The 24,520-nt window shown below is 71.5% G+C and carries 19 protein-coding genes and 1 pseudogene; 13 read left to right on the forward strand and 7 right to left on the reverse strand.

Going from position 1 to position 24,520, the window contains the following annotated elements; translation table 11 throughout:
- Positions 1-23: 23 nt before the first annotated feature.
- Positions 24-611: a GAF domain-containing protein gene (locus ABZW18_RS17615; protein ID WP_356188235.1), complete on the forward strand. Its 588-nt coding sequence runs from the start codon at positions 24-26 to the stop codon at positions 609-611.
- 158 nt (positions 612-769) lie between these two features.
- Here ABZW18_RS17615 and ABZW18_RS17620 read toward each other — a convergent pair whose 3' ends face one another.
- Entirely contained in the window at positions 770-1,975 is a 1,206-nt protein-coding gene (locus ABZW18_RS17620; protein ID WP_356188237.1) for an acyl-CoA dehydrogenase family protein, read from the reverse strand.
- 925 nt (positions 1,976-2,900) lie between these two features.
- On the opposite strand from ABZW18_RS17620, the gene ABZW18_RS17625 reads away from it, so the two are divergent.
- The gene (locus ABZW18_RS17625) at positions 2,901-3,392 is read left to right on the forward strand and encodes a DUF6328 family protein (RefSeq protein WP_356188239.1); all 492 of its coding nucleotides are present in this window, start codon (positions 2,901-2,903) and stop codon (positions 3,390-3,392) included.
- A 23-nt stretch (positions 3,393-3,415) separates the two neighbouring features.
- Here ABZW18_RS17625 and ABZW18_RS17630 read toward each other — a convergent pair whose 3' ends face one another.
- Complete coding sequence (locus tag ABZW18_RS17630) at positions 3,416-5,407, reverse strand: ABC transporter ATP-binding protein (protein ID WP_356188241.1); 1,992 nt, start codon at positions 5,405-5,407, stop codon at positions 3,416-3,418.
- Between the two features lie 258 nt (positions 5,408-5,665).
- Positions 5,666-6,406 carry a PaaX family transcriptional regulator C-terminal domain-containing protein gene (locus tag ABZW18_RS17635; protein ID WP_356188243.1) on the reverse strand — a complete coding sequence of 247 codons (741 nt, stop codon included), beginning with the start codon at positions 6,404-6,406 and terminating at the stop codon, positions 5,666-5,668.
- 111 nt (positions 6,407-6,517) lie between these two features.
- Between ABZW18_RS17635 and ABZW18_RS17640 the strand changes: the two genes are divergently transcribed.
- Positions 6,518-8,164 carry an acyl-CoA dehydrogenase family protein gene (locus tag ABZW18_RS17640; RefSeq protein ID WP_356188245.1) on the forward strand — a complete coding sequence of 549 codons (1,647 nt, stop codon included), beginning with the start codon at positions 6,518-6,520 and terminating at the stop codon, positions 8,162-8,164.
- Between the two features lie 259 nt (positions 8,165-8,423).
- Here the strand turns inward: ABZW18_RS17640 and ABZW18_RS17645 are convergent, their stop codons facing one another.
- Positions 8,424-8,591 (reverse strand): hypothetical protein, encoded by a 168-nt coding sequence (locus ABZW18_RS17645; RefSeq protein WP_356188247.1) that lies wholly within the window; start codon positions 8,589-8,591, stop codon positions 8,424-8,426.
- Between the two features lie 369 nt (positions 8,592-8,960).
- Between ABZW18_RS17645 and ABZW18_RS17650 the strand changes: the two genes are divergently transcribed.
- From ABZW18_RS17650 to ABZW18_RS17685, 8 genes and pseudogenes are all read left to right on the forward strand, one after another.
- Positions 8,961-10,493, forward strand: coding sequence for an FAD-dependent oxidoreductase (locus ABZW18_RS17650; RefSeq protein ID WP_356188249.1), 1,533 nt, complete (start codon positions 8,961-8,963; stop codon positions 10,491-10,493).
- 98 nt (positions 10,494-10,591) lie between these two features.
- On the forward strand, positions 10,592-11,377 hold the full coding sequence (locus tag ABZW18_RS17655; RefSeq protein WP_356188251.1) for a VOC family protein: 786 nt from the start codon (positions 10,592-10,594) through the stop codon (positions 11,375-11,377).
- A gap of 313 nt (positions 11,378-11,690) precedes the next feature.
- On the forward strand, positions 11,691-12,257 hold the full coding sequence (locus ABZW18_RS17660) for a DUF1990 domain-containing protein (protein WP_356188253.1): 567 nt from the start codon (positions 11,691-11,693) through the stop codon (positions 12,255-12,257).
- A gap of 123 nt (positions 12,258-12,380) precedes the next feature.
- Positions 12,381-13,154, forward strand: coding sequence for a DUF72 domain-containing protein (locus tag ABZW18_RS17665; RefSeq protein ID WP_356188255.1), 774 nt, complete (start codon positions 12,381-12,383; stop codon positions 13,152-13,154).
- A gap of 128 nt (positions 13,155-13,282) precedes the next feature.
- Positions 13,283-13,573, forward strand: coding sequence for an acylphosphatase (locus ABZW18_RS17670; RefSeq protein WP_356188257.1), 291 nt, complete (start codon positions 13,283-13,285; stop codon positions 13,571-13,573).
- Between the two features lie 36 nt (positions 13,574-13,609).
- Positions 13,610-14,287: pseudogene (locus ABZW18_RS17675) on the forward strand (Mut7-C RNAse domain-containing protein); the annotation flags it as partial.
- A gap of 57 nt (positions 14,288-14,344) precedes the next feature.
- Positions 14,345-15,268 carry a DUF3048 domain-containing protein gene (locus tag ABZW18_RS17680; protein WP_356188277.1) on the forward strand — a complete coding sequence of 308 codons (924 nt, stop codon included), beginning with the start codon at positions 14,345-14,347 and terminating at the stop codon, positions 15,266-15,268.
- Between the two features lie 48 nt (positions 15,269-15,316).
- Positions 15,317-15,865, forward strand: coding sequence for a glycoside hydrolase family 25 protein (locus tag ABZW18_RS17685; protein WP_356188259.1), 549 nt, complete (start codon positions 15,317-15,319; stop codon positions 15,863-15,865).
- A 52-nt stretch (positions 15,866-15,917) separates the two neighbouring features.
- On the opposite strand, the gene ABZW18_RS17690 is transcribed toward ABZW18_RS17685, so the two are convergent.
- Entirely contained in the window at positions 15,918-16,700 is a 783-nt protein-coding gene (locus tag ABZW18_RS17690; protein WP_356188261.1) for a hypothetical protein, read from the reverse strand.
- Between the two features lie 311 nt (positions 16,701-17,011).
- Here ABZW18_RS17690 and ABZW18_RS17695 point away from each other — a divergent pair, with 311 nt between their 5' ends.
- Positions 17,012-19,123: a SpoIIE family protein phosphatase gene (locus ABZW18_RS17695; RefSeq protein WP_356188263.1), complete on the forward strand. Its 2,112-nt coding sequence runs from the start codon at positions 17,012-17,014 to the stop codon at positions 19,121-19,123.
- A gap of 93 nt (positions 19,124-19,216) precedes the next feature.
- Positions 19,217-20,707, forward strand: a complete 1,491-nt coding sequence (locus ABZW18_RS17700; RefSeq protein ID WP_356188265.1) for a glycoside hydrolase family 16 protein — start codon at positions 19,217-19,219, stop codon at positions 20,705-20,707.
- A gap of 180 nt (positions 20,708-20,887) precedes the next feature.
- Here the strand turns inward: ABZW18_RS17700 and ABZW18_RS17705 are convergent, their stop codons facing one another.
- Both ABZW18_RS17705 and ABZW18_RS17710 read right to left on the reverse strand, forming a co-directional pair.
- Positions 20,888-22,294 (reverse strand): NADP-dependent succinic semialdehyde dehydrogenase, encoded by a 1,407-nt coding sequence (locus ABZW18_RS17705; protein WP_356188267.1) that lies wholly within the window; start codon positions 22,292-22,294, stop codon positions 20,888-20,890.
- 58 nt (positions 22,295-22,352) lie between these two features.
- Complete coding sequence (locus ABZW18_RS17710) at positions 22,353-24,281, reverse strand: aconitate hydratase (RefSeq protein WP_356188279.1); 1,929 nt, start codon at positions 24,279-24,281, stop codon at positions 22,353-22,355.
- Positions 24,282-24,520 lie beyond the last annotated feature (239 nt).

The following is a 24,520-nucleotide window of genomic DNA, read 5'->3' on the forward strand; positions in this document are numbered from 1 at the left end:
ATCCGCAGTCGAACGGAGCTCCCATGTCCGCCCCCATCCCCTACTCGCAGTACGACCCGACGAGCCATCTGCTCCTCACCCCCGAGGACGGCGAGGCGCCGGCCCGGGTGGTCAGGCTGCGCGAGCTCGGGCTCGGGGACACACCTGTCCCGGAGTTCGACGACTTCGCGCGGGAGCTGGCCCGTGTCACCGGGGCTCCGTACGCGATGGTCAACTTCATCGACGAGAACCGGCAGTACTTCGCGGGGCTCTACACCCCGGGTGAGGACCAGGCGGGCGTGGAGCTGGGCCCCGCGCCGCGGCAGGAGCAGCCGGGCCGGGTGATGGCGCGGGACCACGGTTACTGCCCGCATGTCATCGTGCGGCGCAAGGCGCTGGTGCTGGAGGACGTCTGCGACTATCCGCGCTTCGCCGGTAATCCGGTGGTCGACGAGATCGGCATCCGCTCATATCTCGGTGCGCCGCTGATCGACCGTACGGGGATGGCCCTCGGGACGGTCTGTGTCGTGGACCAGGAGCCGCGGCCGTGGGGGCGGCAGGGTCTGGAGACCATCAAGTCGATGGCGGCCGAGCTCGTCGCGCAGATCAACCGGCGGGATCCGGGCATCTGAGCCGCGCGGTTGGGCCGTTCGGCGGGTTCCTCAGCGAGAACGGGTGAGGGCCCCTCTGCGGCGCTCTCTGCGAGGCCTGCTGAGGCGGGAGCCGCGGGCACGATGCCGTGCCCGCGGCTCCCTTCTTTCTGCACGCCCTCGTTCGTCGCAGTCGTCGTTCACACCGCCTGTCCGGCTCCCTCCAGCTGGACCAGTTCCGAAAGCCGCTCGGACCACTGTCCCTTGGCCGTCCCCATCGCCATCTCGCCGAGCCGCAGCAGCTGGATGTCGGAGGTGCCGGCGGGGGCGAAGATGTGGAAGGCGTCGCGCAGATAGCGCTCGATGGGGCGGTCGGTGTAGAGGCCGCAGGCCGCGTGGATCTCCATGGCGTTGCGTGCCGAGTCCAGCGCGTACTCCACGTTGAGGAGCTTGGCGTTCATCAGCTCCGCATCGCACGGCAGTCCGTTGTCCAGCAGATGCACCGCGTGGTAAGCGGCCAGACGCCCGGTCATCAGCCGGGACTGCATCTGACCGAGCTTGATCTTCACCGAGCCCAGTTCGCCCAGCGGTTTGCCGTACCGCTCGCGCTCGACGCAGAACCGGGTGGTCTCGTCCAGCAGGGCCTGGTGGATGCCGAGGGAGACCGCGGCGAGGTTGGCCCGCCCGTACAGCACGCTGGAGGAGTACGCGACAGCCAGGCCCTGGCCCTCCTCTCCGAGCAGGCTCGCGGCGGGGACCCGGCAGTTGTCGAAGACCAGCTCTCCGAAGCTGAAGCCGTGCAGTCCCATGGCCGGCTGCTGCTCCGCGAGGGAGAAGCCCGGGGTGCCGGCCTCGACGAGGAAGGTCGACAGCCCCTTGGAGCCGGGGCCGGTACGGACGACCACACCGTGCAGATCGCCGACGTGGCTGTTTCCGACGAAGACCTTGCGACCGTTGAGGATGTAGTCGTCGCCGTCCCGGACGGCGGTGCTCTCCATTCCCAGGACGTGGCCGCCCGACTGGGGTTCGGTCACCGCGATCGTCGGCAGGCAGTCACCGGTGGCGATCTGTGGCAGCCAGGTCTTCTTCTGCACCTCGTTGCCGAAGTGGATGATCTTGGCGACGCCGAGCTGGGAGGCCTGGACCATGGCCCCCATCGCTCCGCTCACCCGCGCGAGTTCCTCGATGATGATGGTCTTGGCCAGGTGTCCGGCCGCCATGCCGCCGTACGCCTCGTCAATCGTCGCCCCGATCCAGCCCTGCCGGGCGATGAGCCGGGACAGCTCATAGGAGACGGTGCGGGACTCCTCCATCTCTGTGATGCGGGGCCGAACTTCACGCTCGGCAAATGCGTGAACGCGATGGCGCAGATCCTGATGGTGGCGGTTGGCGAAATAGCGTTCCACGACGAGCCCTCCTCCGCGCTTCCCCCAAGTCCTGCGGACTCGGGGGTCGTTCGCCGGCAGCAGCGGTCCCGTTCACCAGATTGGCCGACCGCCATATCGTCTACAACCCAAGAGCCGCAGCCAAGATCGTTTTTCGGCTTTGGCTGAAACCCCCTGTGTTGTGTTCTGCGCCCAACTGTGCGATGTGAACGGTGAGTTGCTCACGTTCCGACCTGGATACGGCCGGTGTTGCGCGAGTCCGAGCGGATCTGTCGCGACCCCGCCACTGGCCTGCCCACCAGGCAATTGCCCGGCGGGCAGGCGACCGCGGGAGGCCCGCCGCGGGACGCGGTTGACCCCGCCGACTGAACGGCGGATCCCGGCACTCCGAATACTCTGCGTTTCAGCCGTGCCCGAACAGAGCTCGGGAGCACTTGGGGGCGCATTCAGGCGTCCGCGCGCCCCCGGCGCTGTCTCAAGGGGCTGGGGGACCCGGAGGGGCATGTGCCGACAGCGGACCGAAGACGAGTGCCGGGGCGCGCCGGGCCGGGGGGAGCCACGGCCGGGCGGGGCGGGAGCCTGGAGGGCGAACGGCACGACCGACCCGGGGAGCCGGGCGCCCGAGCCCAGAACGTCCGCTTACAGGGAAGTGATGTCCATCATCCGGACGTGCGGGGCAGTCAGCCTCTCCTCTGGGACGCCGGCCCGCGCCCGTCCCGACGGCGCGGTACGACCCGAGAGCGCGGCACGGGCCGTAGAGCGCGGCACGGGGCCTGGAGAGGGGCACGGGCGCGACGGCGCCGCCCCCCTGACCGGTGCCTGCCCGGCGGACCGTACGGACGCGCCGGAGGCCGTCGCGACGGCCATGCGGCACTCGGGTGCAGGTGCCGGGTGGCATTCCGCGCTTCGGGGGAACACGTCGGGGTGAACGAAGGAGGCCGACCCGATGTCCGACGACTACCGACCGCCACCCGGCCGCAACGAGACCCGGGAACAGCGGGCCGACCGGCTCTGGGCCGAACTGCTCCAAGAAGTGCGGGTCGTGCAGACCGGCGTACAGATCCTGCTGGCCTTTCTGCTCACCATCGCGTTCACACCGCGCTTCGCCGAGCTGGGCGATGTCGACCGAGGCATCTACGTGGTGACCGTGCTGCTCGGTGCGGCAGCGACCGGAGCCCTGATCGCCCCGGTCTCCTTCCACCGCATTGTCACCGGCCACCGCCTCAAGCCGGAAACCGTCGACTGGGCGTCCCGCTTCACCATGGCCGGGCTCGTCCTGCTGCTGGCCATGGTCGTCTCGGCACTGCTGCTGATCCTGCGCGTGGTCGTCTCCGCCCCGCTCGCCGTCTGGCTGGTCTGCGCGGCGCTCCTGTGGTTCGCGGGCTGCTGGTTCGTCCCCGCGATCTGGCTGCGGCGCCGGTCGCACGGTGACGGCTGAGCGGTGACGGCGGAACGACGCTGTCAGGACCCGGGGTCCGCCGGGACGCCGTGCCCGTTCTGGGCCGGGACGGTGTGTCCGTCCAGCCGGTACTGCTCGGACTGCAGCAGGAACATCTGCCGGAAGATCTTGGGTCCGGTGTGGTCGTCGGCCATGAGGGACGCGAAGCTCCCGCTCTCCACGAGCCGCCCGCCGTCGAGGACATGGATCACGTCGGCCGCCTGGACGCTGTGCAGCCGGTGGGTCACGAGAATGATCGTCTGCCCGTCGGAGGCGAGGTCGCGGATCTGCCGGAAGGCCTCGATCTCTGCGGCCGGGTCCATGCTGCTGGTCGGCTCGTCGCAGATGAGGATGTCGGCGGAGCGGTAGAACGCGCGGGCGAGGGCGAGGCGTTGCCACTGACCGCCGGAGAGGTCGACGCCCCCGTGGTAGCCGCGCTCGCAGAGCGTGTCCCAGCCGCGCGGGAGGTCGTCGATGACGGAGTGGGCGTCTGCGTACGCGGCGGCGGCCTCGAGCCGCCCGTTGTCGCCGAACCCGGACGGACGGCTGATGGCGACGTTCGCCCGGGCGGTGAACGGCCAGCGCTTGTAGTCCTGCAGGACCAGGGCGACATGGTCGAAGGCCTGGTCGCGGTCCAGCTCCATGAGGTCGGTGCCGTCCCAGCGGATATGGCCGCCGCTGGGGCAGTACAGGCCCGAGAGGAGCTTGCTGAGCGTGGTCTTGCCGCTGCCGTTCCGGCCGACCAGGGCGACCACCTGGCCACGCCGGATCGTGAGCGACACCCCGTTCAGGGCCGGGCCGTCGCGGTCGGGGTAGATGAAGGTGACATTGTCGAACTCGATCGTCTCCGGCGGCTCGGGCACGGGCACGCCGCCGCTGGGGATGGCCCGGCGTTCGGACTCCTCCCGCGCCCTGACCAGGTCGTTGAGGAAGAGCGACTGCTCGTACAGATGGTGGATGTTGGTGACCATCCGGCGCAGGCCGCTGGTCCCGTTGGCGATGGCGAGGGCGGCGGTGGCGCCGGCGGCGAGCGGCAGATGCCCGCTGGTGAGCAGCCAGCCCAGGACGGTGTACGTCAGGGCGGCGGTGATCCCGGAGAGCGCGGAGGTGGCCAGGTCCGTACCGGCCTCCTGGTGTGCCAGACGGGTCTGCTCCCGCTCGGCCTCGGCGGCCATCTGCTCGAACTGCTCGAGCAGGAACGAACCCGCGCCGTGCACCCGTAATTCGGGGGCCGCGCTCTGGGAGATCAGCAGCCGGCGCAGTGTGGCCTGCTGTCGTACGTGCTCGAGCCAGATCTGGATGGACTCGTAGTTGCGGCGCGCGGCCCGGACGGTGCCCCATGCCTTGGGGACGACGACGGCCAGCAGCAGGGGCATCAGGACGGGATGGAGGAAGCCGAGGACGCCGGCTGCCGCGGCCAGAGCCATCAGCGCCTCCGCGATGCCGAGGGTGTGCCCGATCAGCCGCCGCGCCGCGTCCTGGCCGTGCTGTCCCGAGTCGAGCATGGTGTGGAAGTCGGCCCGCTCGATGTGCTCCATCTCCACCCGGATGACCTTGGTGAGCATGCTGACCGCCGCGATGCGCTCGACCTTCGGCTCCAGTCGCCCCGCGGCACCGAAGGAGAGAGCGCGGAGGGTGGCGGCCAGCGCGCTCGCGGCCGCGACCCACAGCAGGGACGGCAGCGCCTCCCGTACGCGCTCGGCGGTCGGGCCCGCCGAGAACAGACCGATCAGCACCCGGTTGGTGGCCAGCAGCCCGAAGGCGGTGGCGGCGCCCTGGCCGAGCTGGGCCGCAGCCACCGCGAGCAGCGCGCGCCGGTCGGCCTGCCAGGCCAGAGCGACGGTCAGGCCGATCAGGCGCGGAAGCTGACGGAGGATCGCCAGGAACGTCACGTCCAGCCGTGCTCCTTCATGGGTGGTCCAGCCCCAGGATGCCTTGAGCCGCCCGCCGAACAGCAGTTGCTCGGGCGGGATCGTCGGGGTGTGTGCCGCGCGGGTGCGCCGCAGCCACGTCATGCGGCACCTCCGGTGTTCGTACGGGGTTGCACTGCGCCTCCTCGGATTGACGCCCGGATCGGACGGGTGCTCGGGAAAACGACGCCCGATCGGGGCCGTCACGGCCTTTGAGGGGCGTTCCCTCGGCCAAAAGTTCGATCAAAGGCAACGGGCCCGTCAGCGGCGGCCGGCCGCGGACGGGCCTGCGGAGCTATTCACCCGCGCGTGGCGGCCCACCCGATCCGGGTCTTGCGTTGCGGTCGTGAACGGCCGCCGGAGTCAGCGGGAGGCGTGTTCGTGGAGAAGGGCGCGCATGTCCTGATGGAAGGCCTCGTAGCGCTGTCTGAGCTCCGCTCCGGGCCAGTCGGCGGGGAGCAGTTCCGAGGGCAGCAACGGATCCGCGAGCAGATGGCGCAGCATCGCGGCCGCAGCGGTGAACTCCCCCGCCGGTCCTGATGCCTGATCGAGGGCGGCCGTCAGAGCACGGGCCCGGTCGGCCCAGCCGGCCGGATCCCAGAGCGCCGCCGCGAGCCCGGCCGCGTCCTGGACCGGGGCACCCGTCAGCAGAGTGCACTGCTCTTCGACGACGGGCGGGCGCGGGAGCAGGAGGTTGGCGGGGCGGAGCCAGGTGCCCTCGCGCAGTTCGGCCAGCCGCAGATCGGTCATCGCCTGGCGCAGCGCGGACCGGTCCGCGGCCGGACGGCGCTCGGTGGTGACGACGGCGATGTCCCAGCTGCCGTCCCAGGGACGGGTGCGGGGGTCCAGGCCGGCGTCCTGGCGGGCCTGGCGCTCCAGGAGGCGGGCGGCCAGCCAGTAACCGCCGTCGCGCTGGTCGAGGTCGCCGGCCGCGACCATCCGGGAGAGCGCCACGCGGATGGTCCCCTCCGCGATCCCGAAGAGCTCGCCCACCCGGATCAGGGAACGTACGGGCAGGTGGGGCGGGTGATGCCCCAGCAGGGTGCTGAGCATCACCGATCGGGCCGTGAGCGGCCGCAGTCGAGGAGTCCCGTTGTCGTCCATGCCGGCAGAACCCTATCCACCCGGTGCCGTTACAGCCTTTCAGCGCGTGTATCAAAAGTGTAATGTCCGAGAGGGCGACGAGCCCGCAGCGCCAGTCCTCCGGAGGTTGCCGTGAGTGCCACACATGAAGTCCTCAACCAGGCCCCGCCGCTGACCGGGTTCAGCGCCGCGGACGATCCGGCGCTGCTGGAGGCTCTGCGGCGCGAGGGAGCGGGGTGGGGCGAGCAGCCGGTACGCGACCTGGGAGCCCTGGCGGGCTCGGAAGAGGTGCAGGAGTGGGCGCGGACGGCCGAGGAGCACCCGCCCCGGCTGCGTACCCACGACCGCTTCGGGCACCGTATCGACGAGGTCGAATTCCACCCGGCGTGGCATCGGTTGATGACCGTCGCCGTCGAGAACGGGCTGCACGCGGCACCCTGGGCCGAGCCCCGCCCCGGCGCGCATCTGGTCCGTGCCGCGCAGTTCTACGTCTGGTCCCAGGCCGAGGCGGGCCACGGCTGCCCCGTCTCCATGACCTACGCCGCCGTCCCGGCCCTGCGCGCCCAGCCGGAGCTGGCCGAGGCGTACGAACCGCTGCTCAGCGCCCGCCGTTACGACTTCGGGCTGCGGCCGCCGCTCGGCAAGGCGGGTCTGATCGCCGGGATGTCGATGACGGAGAAGCAGGGCGGCTCGGATGTGCGGGCCAACACCACCGAGGCGGTCCCGGCGGCCGACGGCTCGTATCTGGTCACCGGGCACAAGTGGTTCACCTCGGCCCCGATGAGCGATGTGTTCCTCACCCTGGCCCGGACACCGGAGGGCCTGACCTGCTTCCTGCTGCCCCGGGTGCTGCCCGACGGCACCCGCAACCGGATGCATCTGCAGCGGCTCAAGGACAAACTGGGCAACCGCTCGAACGCCTCGGCCGAGATCGAGTACGACGAGGCCGTGGCCTGGCCGGTCGGCGAGCCGGGACGCGGAGTGCGGACCATCGTGGAGATGGTCAACATGACCCGGCTGGACTGCGTGATCGGCAGTGCGGCGGGGATGCGGGCCGGGCTGCGCCAGGCACTCCACCACACCGCGCACCGGCGGGCGTTCGGCTCCGAACTCATCGACCAGCCACTGATGCGCAATGTGCTGGCCGATCTCGCGGTGGAGTCCGAGGCCGCGACTGTCCTGGCGCTGCGGCTGGCGGCGGCCGTGGACCACGCGCAGGCCGGGGACGAGTCGGAGTCGGCACTGCGCAGGCTGGGTCTGGCGGTGGGCAAGTACTGGGTGTGCAAGCGGGGCAGCGCGCACGCCGCGGAGGCCCTGGAGTGCCTGGGCGGCAACGGGTACGTCGAGGAGTCCGGTTTGCCGAGGCTCTACCGGGAGGCGCCGCTGCTGTCGATCTGGGAGGGCTCGGGGAACGTCGCGGCGCTCGATGTTCTGCGGGCGCTGGGCAGGGAACCCGTCGCGCTGGACGCCTTCCTCGCCGAGGTGGATCTGGCCGCCGGAGCCGACCGGAGGCTGGACGCGGCGGTCGCCCGGGTCCGCGCCGCCCTTCCGGAGTTGGCCGATCCGACCCGCGCGCAGCTGCGGGCCCGCCGGCTGGCCGAGGAGATGGCGCTGGTGCTCCAGGGCAGCCTGCTTGTACGGCACAGCGACCCGGCGGTCGCGGACGCGTTCTGCGCCTCCCGGCTCGGCGGGGACTGGGGCAACGCGTTCGGGACGCTGCCGGGCGGCACGGACCTGGGACCGATCCTGGAAAGGGCCGGGTCCAAGGGCGTCTCCTGAGCGTCAGCCGCTCCGCGGGCCCCGGCCTCCGTATCCCTGCGGCCTCGCGGGCCCCGGCCTCCGTATCCCTGCGGCCCCGTGAGGCCGAGGCTCCGTAGCCCTGCGGCCCCGTGAGGCCGAGGCTCCGTATCCCTGCGGCCCCATGAGGCCGAGGCTCCGTAGCCCGAGGCTCGTGGGGCGGCGCACTGTGGGGCCGTTGACGTGCTCCGGGGCCCGGCCGTGTTTCCGGCCGGGCCCCGGAAGGCCGATCACAGCGGGGTCAGTCGATTCCCCTCAGGATGTGGGACTCCGTCGGGTCGTCCTCGTAGCCTGCCAGCCGGATCGGCGCGGATCTCGCCCAGACGTCGAGACTCCGCACCTCCTTGTTCCGGCCGTGCCGCTCCGTGCGTTCAGGGGGCTGATCCCGTTTCGTTTTCTCGGATGTCACCGCGCACACTCCTTCGCGTCGGGTGAACCGGACGTGCCGACCCCGTACTCGACCGGGCGCCGCACGCCCGGTGGGGCTGAGGAAAGGGCAGTTCGGACGCGGTGGCGCCGGATTACGCATCCGGGATCACAGCCATGGTGGCCGGCGTTTTCCCGGGACGGGCCGAGGGTGTCGGTGCTTCCCAAAGAGGCTGTCCGTCGAACACCAGATTAGCGACCTCCGCGCCTCCGCGCGCGCCAAATCTCCCCGCCACCGACCACGCTCCGCTTACGCCCCTGCTCAGAGGGATCCCATTACCCGAATCGGACTGCTTTCTCCTCGAGGGCACACCCGGCGTTACCGGGTCCGGTCACAGGGAACCCGTGGTGCATGTCGCAGGCGGAACTGACACACGAGTCGTACTGGATGGCTTCGACGGAGAGCACCGCTCACCCGTCGCTGGAGACCGATCTGGAGGTGGACGTCGTCGTCATCGGCGGCGGTATCGCCGGACTGTGCACCGCGTGGGAGCTGAAACGCGCGGGCGCGGACGTCGCCCTGCTGGAGGCGGACCGCATCGGCTCAGGCGTGACGGGCTACACCAGCGCCAAGCTGACCTCGTTGCACAGCCTGGCCTATACGCGGCTGAGGGAGGACCACGGGCCGGAGAGCGCCCGGCTGTACGCCGAGTCGCATCAGGACGCCATCGGGCACGTGGAACGCGTCTGTGCCGACCTGGGGGCCGACGCCGAGCTGGAGCGGGTCCCGGCCTACACGTATATGGAGTCGGCGGAGCGGGTCGGGGAGATCCGGGCCGAGGCCGAGGCGGCGCGCGAGGCGGGGCTGCCCGCGTCCTTCGTCACGGAGACCGACCTGCCGTTCCCCGTCGCGGGCGCCGTGCGCGTGGCCGACCAGATGCAGTTCCACCCGCGGAAGTTCCTGCTCGCCCTCGCCCGGGACCTGGCAGACCGGGGCGGGCACATCTTCGAGCGCAGCCGCGCGGTCGGCCTGCACGACGGCGCCCGGTGCCGTGTCACCACCGAGAGCGGAGCCACCGTCGTGGCGCGCGACGTGGTCGTGGCAACCCACTATCCGATCTTCGACCGGGCCATGTTGTTCACCCGGCTCAAGCCGCGCCGCGAGCTGGTCGCCGCCGCCGTTCTCCCGGCCGAACGCGCCCCGGCCGGGATGTACATCACCCCTGAGCAGCACACCCGCTCGGTGCGCGGCGCGCCCCTGCACGCGGACGGGCAGCGGCTGCTGATCGTCACCGGCGAGAGCTTCACGCCCGGAACGGGCGAGGCGGAGGAACGGTTCGAGCGGCTGGCCGCCTGGACACGGAGCCGCTTCCCGGAGGCCCGTCTCGGCTACCGGTGGGCGGCCCAGGACAACGACACCACCGACGGGGTGCCGTACATCGGGCACAGCCACCCCGGCACCCAGCATGTGTACGTGGCCACCGGGTTCGGCGGCTGGGGTCTGAGCGGCGGGGTGCTGTCCGGCCGGCTGCTCGCCGCCCACATCACGGGAAGCCCGCGGCCGCCCTGGACGGAGCTGTACGACCCGCGGCGGCTTCCCCGTCTGCGGGAGGCCTCGGCACTGCTGGGGCAGCAGGCGTTCGTCGCCAAGCACTTCGTCGGCGACCGGCTGCACACCTCGCATGTCGACTCGGCCGCGGACATCCCGCCGGGCAGCGGCGCCGTCGTACGGATCCGGGGGCAGCGCTGCGCCGTGTACCGCGACGAGTCCGGCGCCGTCACGGCGGTGTCCGCCCGGTGCACACACCTCGGCTGCCTGGTGCAGTTCGACGCCGGCGAACGCGCCTGGGAGTGCCCGTGCCACGGCTCCCGGTTCGCCCCCGACGGCTCGGTCCTCCACGGCCCGGCCACCCGGCCCCTGGAGCCCCGCCGGCTGCCGGAGTGAGCCACCGGAATCGGAGTGAGTCCAGGGGTGGCGTCCGGGCCGATCCGGGCGGAGGGTGGAGGGACGGAGCGATGTGTGCGGGAACGAGGTGAGCGGCCGTGCCGGCCACGACTCGGGTGGTCCAGGGTGCGCCGTGCTGGGTGAGCCTGATGGCGCACGACCTGGAGGCCGCCCAGGAGTTCTACGCCTCCGTACTCGGATGGCAGTACAAGCCCGGCTTCCAGGGGCAGGGCAGCTATGTGGTCGCGCTCGCGCACGGGGCACCGGTGGCCGGGCTGGGGGCCACCGCGCGGACCATGGGGTTCCCGGTGTCCTGGACCGCCTACTTCGCGGCTGACAGTGCCGACCTGGTGGCGGAGCGCGTCCGTGAGCGCAGTGCCACGGTCGCGGTGGGGCCGATGGAGTTCGGCAAGGGCCGGGTGGCATGGGCCGCCGACCCGGAGGACGCGGTCTTCGGGATCTGGGAGGGCGAGGTCGACCCGGACTGGAGGGTGGGCCGCAAATCCGGGGCTCCGGCGTGGCTGGAGCTGCGCACCCGGGACCCCTTCGCCTCCGCCCTGTTCTACGGCGGCGTCTTCGACTGGGACGCGCAGAGCGACGAGAACATCGACGTCCGGTACGAGGACGACCGGGTGGTCCTGCGTATCGCCGGACACACCGTGGCCGACCTGCGCGGCGGGGCCCTGGGATCCGCACCCGATCCGCACATACGGCCGCAGTGGCACACCTACTTCCGCGTCGACGACATCGAAGCGGCGGTCCGCCATGCCGCCGATGCGGGCGGCGCGGTGATATCACCGCCGCGCGACTCGCACTTCGGCCCCATCGCGACGCTCCGGGACCCCGAGGGCGGCCTGTTCCACCTCGCGTGCGGCGACCTCTGAGCGCCCGACGGAATCGGGCCTGCCGGAATCGGGCCTGCCGGAATCGGGCCTGCCGGGTCTGTCCAGCACCGGCGATCAGGTTTCCCCGTGCCCCTGGAGGTGATCCGTGCGATCGCATCCGCCGGCCCCACGATCTTCATCCAGCCACCCTCTCCCGGCGTGTCCCGTCGCGCTTCCCGTGCCAGGTCAGAGCCCTGATCACGGCTGCCTCGGAGATCGGTCGGCGAACTCTGCCGGAACATCACGCGTCCAGCGCCGGACCGTCCTGACAAAGACCGCCGGAATCGGTAGCCGACCTGCGTAGATTGGCCGTATGACCCGAGACCTGGACCGGCGCTACCGGCGAGCGTGCGAGCAGAATCTGACGTACGCGCAGACCGGGGCGACACTCGGCCCGTCCCTGCCCGCCGGGTTCGCGCATCTGCGCCGCAAGGTGCGCCTCGGCGAGGGGCGGGAAGTCTTCGAACAGGCCGGGGCGTACGTGCTGGCGTGGGGTGTGCAGCGCGGTGCCGGGTTCGATGTGCACCCGGTGTCGCCTCCGGCGCCCGGGGGCACCGCGCTGGTCACCACCCGCCTTCCCGGGCTGCGGTACCCCCGTCTGGTGGTCCCCTGCCGCGTGGTGTGGACGGTGGCCGAGGCGCGCCGGGTCGGCTTCGCGTACGGCACGCTGCCCGGGCACCCGGAGAGCGGTGAGGAGTCGTTCGTCGTCACCTACGACGAGCGCGGCGACGTGTGGTTCGAGGTGTCGGCCTTCTCCCGCCCCGCCACCTGGTACGCGCGGCTGAGCAGCCCGGTGACCCGGCTGATGCAGCACGCCGCGGCCACGCGCTATCTGCGCGCGGTCACGGCCTCGGTGGCCGGTCGCGCCACCCCGCGCTGACGGACCTCACCGGCCGGCCTCACCGGCGGACCTCGCCGCGGGCACACGGCCGGGCCGGGCACACCGGCGGCCTCACTGATACGGCACTGATACGGCGCGCCGCGTGACGGGCATGGATCGGGCATGACCATCCTCCTCGGAACCAGCGGGTGGCAGTACAAGGACTGGCGTGACGTCCTCTACCCGGCGGACCGGCCGCAGCGGCTGTGGCTGGAGGAGTACGCCCGCAACTTCGCCACCGTCGAGAGCAACAACGCGTTCTACCGGCTGCCCAGCGAGGAGAACTTCGCCGCCTGGCGGGACCGGACCCCCGAGGGCTTCGTCATGGCCGTCAAGGCCAGCCGCTACCTGACGCACATCAAGCGGCTCCGCGACCCTCAGGAGCCGGTGCGCCGGCTGATGTCGCACGCCTCCGGGCTCGGCTCCCGGCTGGGACCCGTACTGCTCCAGCTGCCGCCCACGCTGCGCGCGGACCCCGGGCTGCTGGACACCTGCCTGGACTGCTTCCCCTCCGGCACGCGGGTGGCCGTCGAGCCCCGTCACGACTCGTGGTGGACCGCGGAGGTCCGTACGGTGCTGGAGCGGCGGGGCGCCGCGCTGTGCTGGGCGGACCGGGGCTCCCGGCCGGTCACGCCCCTCTGGCGGACCGCCGACTGGGGCTATCTGCGGCTCCACGAGGGCCGCGCCGAACCGTGGCCGCGCTACGGCCGCCGGGCGCTGCGCACCTGGGCGGAACGGATCGCCGACACCTGGCCCGAAACGGCGGATGTCCATGTGTACTGCAACAACGACCCCGGCGGCGCGGCCGTCCACGACGCCATCACCTTCGCCCGGGAAGCCTCCGCCGCGGGGCGCACGGTGAGCCGTGCACCCTCCGGGCGCGGCTCCGGCCGCTGACCGCGGGGCCGGGATACATATCTGCGGTCGCACGGGCCGGGCGGCGGATCGGCTCGAGGCGGACCGGACCGGACCCGACCGGACGAGGCGGGGTGAGACAGGAAGTGAGGCACGAAGTGAGGCAGGCGATGGCCCGTAAGCGCGTAGTGGTCTCCGGGGACGTGCAGGGCGTGTTCTTCCGCGACACCTGCCGTCGCACGGCGCTCCAGAACGGCGTCGCCGGGTGGGTGCGGAATCTGCCGGACAGAACGGTCGAAGCCGTATTCGAAGGGGACCCGGAGCGCGTGGAGAAGATGGTCGAGTGGGCGCAGCACGGTCCGCCCACGGCGATCGTCGACGCGGTGTCGGTGAAGGAGGAGCAGCCGGAGGGGCTGACAGCGTTCGAGATCCGGCCCACGCCCTGGAGTTCCGGCACGTGAGGAGGCGAGTGGGCCGCCCGGTGGCATCCTGATGGTGTGCACGCATCGGCACTGCGCCTTCGTTTCCCTCACGAGCTGCGGATGTTCCTGCCGTCACGCCACCGGTCCGGCGAGGTCCGGGTGACGCCCGACGGGACGTCCACGCTCGGCCATGTCGTGGAGTCGCTGGGCGTTCCGCTGCCGGAGGTCGGCTCGCTGCTCGTGGACGGCCGGCCGGTTCCCGCCTCGTACCGCCCGCGTGCCGGCGAGGTCGTGGAGATCCGTGCGGTGCGACGGCCGCAGGAAACGCGGCCCGAGCCGCTGCGCTTCGTTCTCGACGTCCACCTCGGCGCGCTGGCCCGGCAGCTGCGGCTGGTCGGCGTGGACACCGCGTACCGCAACGACATGGACGACGACGCGCTGATCGAGCAGGCGAACGCCGAGCGCCGGGTGCTGCTGACCCAGGACCGAGGGCTGCTGCGGCGCAGGGCGCTGTGGCTGGGCGGGTATGTGCGCGGTGGGCAGCCGGACCGGCAACTCGCCGATGTCCTGGAGCGGTTCGAGCCGCCGCTCGCCCCGTGGACCCGGTGCATGGCGTGCAACGCGCTGCTCGCGCCCGTCGACAAGAGCGAGGTGGAGCATCTGCTCCGGCCCGGCACGCGCCGTACGTACGACACCTTCATGCGCTGCCGGGACTGCGGCCGTGTCTACTGGCGGGGCGCGCACAGCCGCCGGCTGGAGCGGATCGTCCGGGCGGCTCGGCGTATCGCAGCGCTGACGGTGGTCTCCGCGATGGCGGCGGTCGGCCTCGCCGCGTGCACGGACTCGGGATCCGAGCAGGAGCCCGCCCCCACGCAGCAGACCCAGGGCGTGTCCCCCTTCACCGGTCTCCGCGCGGCGCCCGGCCCCGTTCTGGCGGTCAAGATCGACAATGTCCCTCCGGCACGTCCGCATACCGGTCTCGGCGCGGCCGACATCGTCTACGTGGAGCAGGTCGAGGGCGGGCAGACCCGGATGCTCGCGGTGCTCTCGTCCCGGCTGCCCGCCGAGCTGGGGCCGGTACGCAGCGCGCGCGAATCGGATCTCGAGCTGCTCGCGCAGTTCGGCCGGCCCGCGCTGGCGTACTCCGGGGCGCAGTCCAAGCTCAGGCCGCTGATCACGGCCGCCCCGCTGTACGCCCTGCCTCCGGGGGAGGCTCCCGGGGCCTACTTCCGCGGCAGCGACCGGCCCGCGCCGCACAACCTCTATGTGCGGCCCGGCCGGCTCCTCGCCGAGGCACCCCGCGCGGAGAAGGCGTCGGACATCGGCTTCCGGTTCGGGTCGGCCCCCGAGGGCGGGCGGAATGCGGCCGAGGAGACCGTCCGGTATCCGGCCGCCCGGTTCTCCTTCAACTGGTCGCCGGGCGTGAAGCGTTGGCTGGTGTCGATGGACGGAACAGCGGCGAGCACCACCGACGGCGGGCGGTCCTCCGCGGCGACCGTCGTGATCCAGCACGTCACCGTCCGCACGTCGCAGTTCCAGGACCGGTCGGGAAGCGTCTCGCCGTACACCGAGAGCGTGGGCAGCGGAACGGCGCTGGTCCTGCGCGACGGCAAGGCCTACGACGCCCGGTGGAGCCGCAACGGGAAGGAGAGCGGCACGGAGTTCACCACACCCTCCGGGGACCGGCTGAACTTCGCCCGGGGCCCGGTCTGGGTGCTGCTCACCGGCCGATGAGGCGGACCGGCATCGCTTACCCGCCACCGTGGCGGGTAGTCAACTGTTATGACGATCAAGGGTGTTGACGTAGCTTCCTATCAACCGACGGACTACAGCACGAAGGGCCTCGACTTCGTCTTCATCAAGATCACGGAGGGCAGGTCGTACACGAATCCCAAGTGGGTCGCCCAGCGCAGCACCGCGCGCGAGGCCGGGCTGGTCACCGGGTTCTACCACTTCATTCGCTCCGGCAGCATGAGCGAGCAGGCCGACTACTTCCTGTCGAGGATCAAGCTCGCCGCCGGTGACATGCTGGCGCTCGACTGGGAGGACGCCGGCGTCAGCAACGCGCAGAAGGACTCCTGGATCAAGTACGTGCAGCGCAAGCGGCCGGACCACCGCGTGCTGCTCTACTGCAACCGGTACTTCTGGCTCAACCGCGACACGACGTCGTTCGCCGGCGACGGCCTGTGGATCGCGGATCACAACGGCAAGCCCGGGCATCCGGGCATCAAGGCCACGTGGCGCTTCCACCAGTACACGACTCATCCGCTGGACACGAACCTCGGCAGGTTCGACGACCGCGCCGACCTGCGCGACTGGGCCACCAAATGATGACCGGACAACCCGCTCCCGGCCCGCCGACCGGGAGCGGGTCTTGTCGGTTCTAGCCGACCTTCTCGATCCGAGCGTTCCGGATGAGGAACTTGCCGGCCTCGCGGACCTCTTCGAAGGCCGCGTTGTTCAGGAGCGCACAACTCCCCGACCCCGACGTCACGTCCACGGTGGTCGACTTGTTGTTGTCCAGGTTGGTGACCTTCAGCGTGGTCCCGACGGGGAACTCGCCGCTGGAGGCGGCAGGCGCCCCTCCTTCGCCGGAGAGCGTCACCGTCGATCCCTCGCAGACCACCTCGCCGGCTGCCGCGCCACCTCCCTGACCGGCCTCCTCACCGGCCGCGGCGCCACCTTCCTCACCGGCCGCAGCGCCGCCCTCCTCACCGGCTGCCGCGCCACCTTCCTGACCGGCTTCCTCACCGGCCGCCGCGCCGCCTTCCTGACCGGCCTCCTCACCGGCCGCAGCGCCACCCTCCTCACCGGCTGCCGCGCCACCTTCCTGACCGGCTTCCTCACCGGCCGCCGGCGGCGCCTCCTCCGGCGGTGCAGCCGCGTCACCGCCGCCATCGCTGCACCCGGCCGCCTTGCGTTGCACCTCTATCTGTTTGATCACGTCCTGCCGGTTGGCGATCTTGGCAGCCGAACTGGCGTCCGGGTTCGCCTGCTGGTCCGCGATGAACTGCTGGTTGTTGCTCAGCGCTTTGTCCAGGCCGTCACAGGCGACCGATGCCTGGCTGGTGCCCGTCATCACGACAGCGACGCCACCGACCAGCGCCGCGGCGCTGACCGCCACAACGATCTTCTTCTTCCGGCTGACAGTTCTCTTTCGGGACACTGGCCACTCCTGCCCTCGATGGTGAAGAACCACGGTCGGAATCGATCCGTGTTGCCATGGAGAACGTGACGGTTCCCGAAGTTGCTCAGAATCGACAAAGAGATGTAGCGACCCGCAGGAGCCGGAGGGTGCATCTCTGTCGGGAATCGGCCAAGATTCCTGCGACCGAGCCGTTACCGATCGCGACCGAGTCACGGCAGACTGCTTCCGCAGCACCACCAGCCAGGACCGACCACTGCGCATCCCACGTTTCCAAGGGACCATGGAGGCATTGCGGCGATGAGGATGGGCAACCGAAAGAGGTGCCCAGGATGAGACACACGGATCCTCGGAAGGCCGGCCCCGGCCAGAACTCGGCCCCTGCGCCGTCCGCGCCAGGGGGTCTGCTGGATGCCCTGGGTGTCGCCGCCGTCGTCCTGGACGCCAAAGGGCGGATCGCTCTGTGGAGCCCCTCGGCCGAGGAACTGTTCGGCTACAGCGCGGAGGAGGCGCTGGGCGAGTACGGGGCTGCGCTCATGGTCGACGAGAAGCACGCGCCACTGGTCAAGGAGCTCTTCGGCCAGGTACTGGAGGGTGCCAGCTGGGCAGGCGGCTTCCCGATCCGCGTCAAGGGCGGCGGCAGCCGGCTCGTCGAGTTCCGGAACATGCGGATGCTCGACGAGAAGAAGAACGTCTACGCCCTGGGCATCGCCACCGACCAGGTCACGCTGCGCACGCTGGAGACCGACCTCGCGCTGTCCATGCGGCTGATCAGCCAGTCGCCGATCGGCCTCGCCGTACTCGACACCGAACTGCGCTACGTCCTGGTCAACCCCGCGCTGGAGCGCATCAACGGCATGCCCGCCGACGAGCATCTCGGCCGGCGGGTGGCGGATGCCCTGCCCTTCCTGGACGTGGCGGCCATCGAGTCCGCGACCCGCCAGGTGCTGGCCACCGGAACGCCGCTGCTGGACCAGTACGTGGTCGGCCGCACCCCCGAGGATCCGGCGAAGGACCACGCCTGGTCGGTGTCCTACTACCGGCTGGAGGACACCGGGGGGCAGGTTCTCGGCGTCGCGATATCCGTGATCGACGTCACCGAGCGACATCGCGCGACCACGGAGATGAACCGGGCGCGGCAGCGTCTCGCCCTCATAGCCGACGCCGGTATGCGCATCGGCACCACACTCGACCTCCGCCACACGGCCCGGGAGTTGGCCGAGGTGGCCGTGCCCCACCTCGCCGACGTGGCCGCGGTGGACATCCTGGACGCGATCCTCAGCGACCGGCACAACGCCTCGGCACCGGCCGACGGAGGCAGCAGCGGCCCCGCCGTGTTCCGCGCACTCGCGGTGAAGTCCGCCTACCACACGGTGGCCTCGCGGGCCCCGGACCCGGCCGGCAACGTCGCACGCTACGACCCAGACCGCCTGATCACCCAGGTCGTGAACTCGGGCGACCCCATCCTCGTCCCGCATCTGGACGAGGATTCGCTGCGCCGAGTGGCGCGGGACGACGCTTCCGCTGCCCTGCTGGCCCGCGCCGGGGCCCACTCGTACCTCGGGGTGCCGCTGATAGCCCGGGGCAACGTCATCGGCACACTGAGCCTGATACGGGCCCGCACCCAGGCGCCCTTCGACGAGGACGACCAACTGCTCGCCGGCGAGCTCGCGGCGCGCGCGGCCATCAGCATCGACAACGCCCGGCTGTACCGGAACGAGCGCCGTACCGCGCTCGCGCTGCAACGCAGCCTGCTGCCCCGGAGGCCGCCACGCCAGCCCGGGATGGAGGTCGCCTACCGGTACCAGCCCGCGGGGTCCACGCACGAGGTCGGCGGGGACTGGTTCGACGTCCTGCCGCTGTCCGGGGACAGGACCGCGCTGGTCGTCGGAGACGTCATGGGCAGCGGCATCACGGCCGCGGCGACCATGGGCCAGCTGCGTACCGCCACCCGCACCCTCACCGCCCTGGACCTGGAGCCGGAGGACGTTCTGCGGCATCTGGACGATGTCGCCAACGGGCTGGACCAGGCCTTCGCCACCTGCGTGTACGCCAGTTACGACCCGCACTCGCGCCGCTGCACCATCTCCACCGCCGGCCATCTGCCGCCGGTACTGGTGCATCCGGACGGCCGGGCGGAGATCATCGATGTTCCGACGGGCGTCCCCCTCGGCGTCGGGGGCATCCCGTTCGGCACGACGGAACTCGACCTCACCCCCGGCAGCCGGCTGGTGCTCTACACCGACGGCCTCGTCGAGACGCGGGACGACCCCATCGACGCGCGCCTCCAGGCCCTGGTGCGGATGCTGACCGGCCCGCGGCACTCGCTGGAGCGGACCTGCGACCTGCTGCTCCACTCCGTACGCGATCCCGACGGCCACGACGATGTCGCGCTGCTCGTCGCGGAGGTCCGGGCCAACTGGGACATGCATTCAAGAAGTTGACGTGCGCGGGCCATTGACGCACTTCTTGTCTTCACTTAAACCATCCTGAGAGCGCTCTCATGCATTTCCTCCCCTCTCAGGAGGTCTTCCCCCATGAGCACAAGCAGCGTCACTCAGGCGCCCCCTGCGCCGCCGCCCCGCAGGCGCAGAGCCTTCCTCGCCGCCCTGACCGCGACCGCCCTCGCCCTGGCCGGGCTCGCCGCGCTCACCGCGGCTCCGGCCCGGGGCGCCGTACCGCCCGCCCCCGGCTGGGATCTGCGGTGGAGCGACGACTTCAACGGACCGGACCGCTCCCTGCCGTCGTCCGCCGACTGGCAGATCGACACCGGTCACTCGTACCCCGGCGGCCCCGGCAACTGGGGCACCGGTGAGGTCCAGAACTACACCTCCTCCCCCGACAACGTGAGCCTGGACGGGTCGGGCAATCTGCGGATCACCCCGCTCCGGGACGGCGCGGGCAACTGGACCTCGGGCCGCATCGAGACCCGCCGCGCCGACTTCAAGGCCCCGGCCGGAGGAGCCCTGCGCATCGAGGGCCGCATCCGGATGCCGGATGTCACCGGCAACGCGGCCCTCGGCTACTGGCCCGCCTTCTGGGCTCTCGGCTCCCCGTACCGCGGCAACTACTGGAACTGGCCCGGCATCGGCGAGTTCGACATCATGGAGAACGTCAACGGGATCAACTCCGTGTGGGGCGTGCTGCACTGCGGCGTCAACCCCGGCGGGCCCTGCAACGAGACCACCGGTATCGGCGCCAATCGCCCCTGTCCCGGCGCCAGTTGCCAGTCCGCCTTCCACACCTACCGCTTCGAGTGGGACCGCAGCAGCAGTCCCGACGAGCTGCGCTGGTACGTCGACGACCAGCTGTTCCACAGCGTCGACCAGAACCGCGTGGACGCCGGGACGTGGTCGAACATGACCGAGCACGCGGGCTACTTCATCCTGCTCAACCTCGCCATCGGCGGCGCCTTCCCCGACGCGCTGGCCGGGAAGACACCGACTGCCGACACCGTCCCGGGACGCCCCATGCTGGTCGACTACGTCGGCGTCTGGACCCGCGGTGCCGGTTCCACGACACCGCCCACCAGCGAGCCGCCCACCGACCCGCCGTCCGGCTCGGCGACGCTCCATCTGCGATCGGGCGGGACGCTGGGAGACGCCGCCGCCTCCTCCGGTACGGCCACCCTGGCGTCGGCGGGCGGCGCCAACCACGACGGGACACCGCACCAGCCGCAGACCTTCGTCTCCTCGGGCATCACCCGCAAGTACACCGGAGGCGGGGCGCAGTTCGACCTGTTCGTGGACGCGGGCACCTCGGTGGCCAACGGGCAGCAGGTACGCCTCTCGTACGACCTGACCGGTGACGGCAGTTGGGACCGTACGGAGACCTACCACTACTTCGCCACCGACCCGGTCGCCGGGTACGAGCACTACACCCAGGGCCGCGGTCTGAAGTCGGCCACCGGGAGTCCGGGCGATCTGGTGAACGGCAAGGTCCGGGTCGAGGTCTGGAACGCCATCGGCAACGCCCCCAGCACCCTGGGCACCGGCGACAGGTCCTTCGTCCGGATCCCGTTCGGCTGAGCGGGAGGAATGATGCGACGCGTCCGGCACGGCGGAGGTGCGCCGCCGCGTCGTCGACTGCGTCAACGCCGGCTGCATCTGCGGCGGCGACGGGAGGCCGATCCAGCGGTAGCGGTCCCCGGCCCGGCCCCCATGCCCCTCCCTGCGTAGCGTGGCAGGTACGGGTGTGGGGGCACGGTCTCAGCTCCGGGGGGCGGTGGGGCCGTGCCAGATCGTGGTGATGTTGCAGAACTCGCGCATGCCGTGGCCGGACAGCTCGCGCCCGAAGCCGGAGCGCTTCACGCCGCCGAAGGGGAATCCCGGGTGCGAGGCGGTCATTCCGTTGAAGTAGACGCCGCCGGCCTCCACGTCCCTTGCGCAGCGCTCCTGTTCGGCCGCGTCCTGGGTCCACACGTTGGAGCTGAGGCCGAAGGGGGTGTCGTTGGCCACCCGCAGCGCTTCGTCCAGATCCGCGACGCGGTAGAGGGTGGCGACCGGGCCGAACGCCTCCTCGTAGTGGATGCGCATGTCCGGGGAGATGTCGGCCAGCACCGTCGGCTCGTAGAACCAGCCCGCGGTCCGGTTCTCGGGCCGGCCGCCACCGCACAGGACCGTCGCGCCGAGCCCCCGCGCGTCGTCGACCAGTTCCTCCAGGTCGCGCCTGCCCTGCTCGCTGGAGAGCGGGCCGACGTCGGTGGCCTCCTCCAGCGGGTCGCCCACCGTCAGGGCCGACATGTGCTGGACGAAGTGGGCGGTGAAGGCGTCGTAGACATCCGTGTGCACGATGAAGCGCTTGGCCGCGATGCAGGACTGCCCGTTGTTCTGCACTCGGGCGGTCACCGCCGTCCGCGCGGCCTTGTCGAGGTCGGCGGAGGGCAGCACCACGTACGGGTCGCTGCCGCCCAGCTCGAGCACCGTCTTCTTGACCACGTCACCGGCGATCGAGGCGACCGAGCGCCCGGCGGGCTCGCTGCCGGTGAGCGTCGCGGCGGCGATCCTGGGGTCGCGGAGGATGTCGGCGATGGCGTCCGAGCCGACCAGCAGGGTCTGGAAGCAGCCCTCGGGGAAGCCGGCCCGGCGGAAGAGATCGTCCAGGTAGAGGGCCGTCTGTGGAACGTTCGAGGCGTGTTTGAGCAGCCCCACATTGCCGGCCATCAGCGCGGGGGCGGCGAAGCGCACGACCTGCCAGAGCGGGAAGTTCCACGGCATCACCGCGAGGACGGCCCCCAGGGGGCGGTAGCGCACGGTGGCCCGGGCACCGCCGGAGTCCTCGACGTCGGCGGGCGCGGGGCTCTCGTCCGCCAGCAGCTCCTCGGCGTGCTCGGCGTACCAGCGCATGGCCTTGACGCATTTGGCGGCCTCCGCCCGCGCGGAGGCGACGGTCTTGCCCATCTCCAGGGTCATCAGCCGCGCGATGTCGTCCCGGTCCTCCTCCAGCAGGGCGGCGGCGGTGCGCAGCAGCTCCGCCCGAGTGGCGATGGAGGTGGTCCGGTACTCGCGGAAAGTCCTCTGTGCACGGTCCAGCCGCTCCTCGATCTCCGCGCTGCCGAGTGCGTCGAAGGTCTTGAGTGTTTCTCCTGTGGCGGGGTTGACGGTCGCGATCGGCAAGGGAATCCCTCCTAGGGGAGCGGTGTACGGACACGCGGGTGCCCCGTCCCTCCCTGTTCTACTCCCGCGCGTCCGGATGCGCTTCCGCAGCGAGCGCGGGGATGACTCCGCCCGCCAGCACGGTTCCGCGCCCGCGCGGCGAGAGCCGGTGGTGCACGGCGTACTCCTCGTCCTTGGTGGTGTTGCGCACCCGCAGCGACGGCCCGGCATCCGGTGCGAGGCGGGCGCGCAGCCCGTCCAGGCGCAGCCGGTCGCCGGCATCGATGCGCTCCCAGTCGCGGGGGGCGTCGAATTCCAGGGCGAGGACGCCGAAGTTCGCGAGGTTCTGCCAGTGGATTCGGGCGAAGGACTTGGCGAGTACGGCTCGCAGCCCGAGGTAGCGGGGGGTGATCGCGGCATGTTCGCGGGAGGATCCCTGGCCGTAGTTGTCGCCTGCGACCACGAAGTGCGCTTCGCCGGCGTCCCGTGCTTCTGCGGCCCGGCGCGGGTAGTCCGGGTCGAGACGGGTGAAGGTGAACTCGGCGAGCTTCGGGATGTTCGACCGGTAGGGCAGTGCCCTGGCCCCCGCCGGGGAGATCTCGTCGGTGGAGACGTTGTCGCCCGCCTTGAGCAGGACCGGCCCCTCCAGGTTGTCGGGCAGGGGGTCCAGCTCCGGGAGCGCGGAGATGTTGGGGCCGCGCTCGAGCCGGATGCCGGTGGCCACGTCGGGGGGCGGGGGCTCCTCCAGCGCCGCGGTGTTGACGGCCGCCCGCGCGGGCAGGGCGAGGTCGGGCGGGCCGGTCCCGGTGTCTGCGGCCCAGTCCCGGGGGTCGGTGATGACCCCGGTCAGTGCCGAGGCCGCGGCGGTCTCGGGCGAGCAGAGCCAGACCGCGTCCTCGTCGGTGCCGGACCGGCCGGGGAAGTTGCGGGGGAAGGTGCGCAGGGAGTTGCGGCCGGTGGCGGGTGCCTGGCCCATCCCGATGCAGCCCAGGCACCCGGCCTGGTGGATCCGGGCTCCGGCGGCGATCAGGTCGAACGTGGCGCCCATCTGTGTGAGGTCCTGGAGGATCTCCCTGGAGGTGGGGTTGACGTCGAAGCTCACTCCGTACGCGCTCTGGCGTCCTTTGACCATGGCGGCGGTGACCGCGAAGTCGCGCAGTCCGGGGTTCGCCGAGGAGCCGACGACGACCTGTGAGACCGGCTGACCCGCCACGTCCCGTACGGGCACGACGTTGCCGGGCGAGGTGGGCCTGGCAATCAGCGGCTCCAGCGCGGACAGATCGATCTCCTCGTGCAGGTCGTACCGCGCGTCCCGGCCGGCGGTGATCCCGGTGAAGTCCTCCTCGCGGCCCTCGGCGCGCAGGAACGCCCGGACGGCGTCGTCGGCGGGGAAGACACTGGCGGTGGCGCCCAGCTCGGCGCCCATGTTGGCGATGACATGCCGGTCCATGGCCGACAGGCCCGCCAGTCCGGGCCCGTGGTACTCCAGGATCCGGTCGACGCCGCCCTTCACCCCGTGCCTGCGCAGCATCTCCAGGATGACGTCCTTGGCGCTGACCCAGGGCGGCAGGCTGCCGGTCAGCCGTACGCCCCAGATGTGCGGCATCCGCAGATGGAGCGGCGCTCCGGCCATGGCCCGCGCCACCTCGATGCCCCCGACGCCGATCGCGAGCATGCCGAGCGAACCCGCGGCGCAGGTGTGGGAGTCGGAGCCGGCGAGGGTCTTGCCGGGGACGCCGAAGCGCTGCATATGGGTGGGGTGCGAGACGCCGTTGCCGGGCTTGGAGAACCACAGGCCGAAGCGGCGGGCGGCGGACCGCAGGAAGATGTGGTCCTCCGCGTTGCGTGCGTCGGCCTGCAGGATGTTGTGGTCGACGTAGCTCACGCTCACCTCGGTGCGGACCCGGTCCAGGCCCAGCGCCTCCAGTTCCTGCATCACCAGGGTGCCGGTGGCGTCCTGGGTCAGGGTCTGGTCGACCCGCAGTCCGATCTCCTCCCCCGGCTGCATCCGCCCCTCCACGAGATGGGCGGCGATGAGCTGCTGGGCCACGGACCCGGTGGCGCGGGAGGCGGAGGCGTCCGCTCGGGAGGCACCGACGGGCTCGGCCCGGCCGTCCCAACTGCTGCCCCGGCGGGCAGCCGTATCGGGCGCGGCGCCCCGGCCCGGCCGCACGCGCCCGGGGAAGGCCGTACCGGACCCCCCTCCCGGCGGCGTACCGGGTGCGCCGCGGAGAGCCGCACCCGGTA

Source organism: Streptomyces sp. NPDC004647, assembly GCF_040609575.1.
Lineage (GTDB): Bacteria > Actinomycetota > Actinomycetes > Streptomycetales > Streptomycetaceae > Streptomyces.

Bases quoted from the DNA above. Each gene is read 5' to 3' on its own strand.
- ABZW18_RS17650 (WP_356188249.1), top strand. From the start codon at position 8,961: ATGTCGCAGGCGGAACTGACACACGAGTCGTACTGGATGGCTTCGACG.
- ABZW18_RS17630 (WP_356188241.1), bottom strand. From the start codon at position 5,407: ATGACGTGGCTGCGGCGCACCCGCGCGGCACACACCCCGACGATCCCG.
- ABZW18_RS17625 (WP_356188239.1), top strand. From the start codon at position 2,901: ATGTCCGACGACTACCGACCGCCACCCGGCCGCAACGAGACCCGGGAA.
- ABZW18_RS17635 (WP_356188243.1), bottom strand. From the start codon at position 6,406: ATGGACGACAACGGGACTCCTCGACTGCGGCCGCTCACGGCCCGATCG.
- ABZW18_RS17710 (WP_356188279.1), bottom strand. From the start codon at position 24,281: ATGCAGCCGGGGGAGGAGATCGGACTGCGGGTCGACCAGACCCTGACC.
- ABZW18_RS17695 (WP_356188263.1), top strand. From the start codon at position 17,012: ATGAGACACACGGATCCTCGGAAGGCCGGCCCCGGCCAGAACTCGGCC.
- ABZW18_RS17685 (WP_356188259.1), top strand. From the start codon at position 15,317: ATGACGATCAAGGGTGTTGACGTAGCTTCCTATCAACCGACGGACTAC.
- ABZW18_RS17700 (WP_356188265.1), top strand. From the start codon at position 19,217: ATGAGCACAAGCAGCGTCACTCAGGCGCCCCCTGCGCCGCCGCCCCGC.
- ABZW18_RS17665 (WP_356188255.1), top strand. From the start codon at position 12,381: ATGACCATCCTCCTCGGAACCAGCGGGTGGCAGTACAAGGACTGGCGT.
- ABZW18_RS17615 (WP_356188235.1), top strand. From the start codon at position 24: ATGTCCGCCCCCATCCCCTACTCGCAGTACGACCCGACGAGCCATCTG.
- ABZW18_RS17660 (WP_356188253.1), top strand. From the start codon at position 11,691: ATGACCCGAGACCTGGACCGGCGCTACCGGCGAGCGTGCGAGCAGAAT.
- ABZW18_RS17680 (WP_356188277.1), top strand. From the start codon at position 14,345: ATGGCGGCGGTCGGCCTCGCCGCGTGCACGGACTCGGGATCCGAGCAG.
- ABZW18_RS17670 (WP_356188257.1), top strand. From the start codon at position 13,283: ATGGCCCGTAAGCGCGTAGTGGTCTCCGGGGACGTGCAGGGCGTGTTC.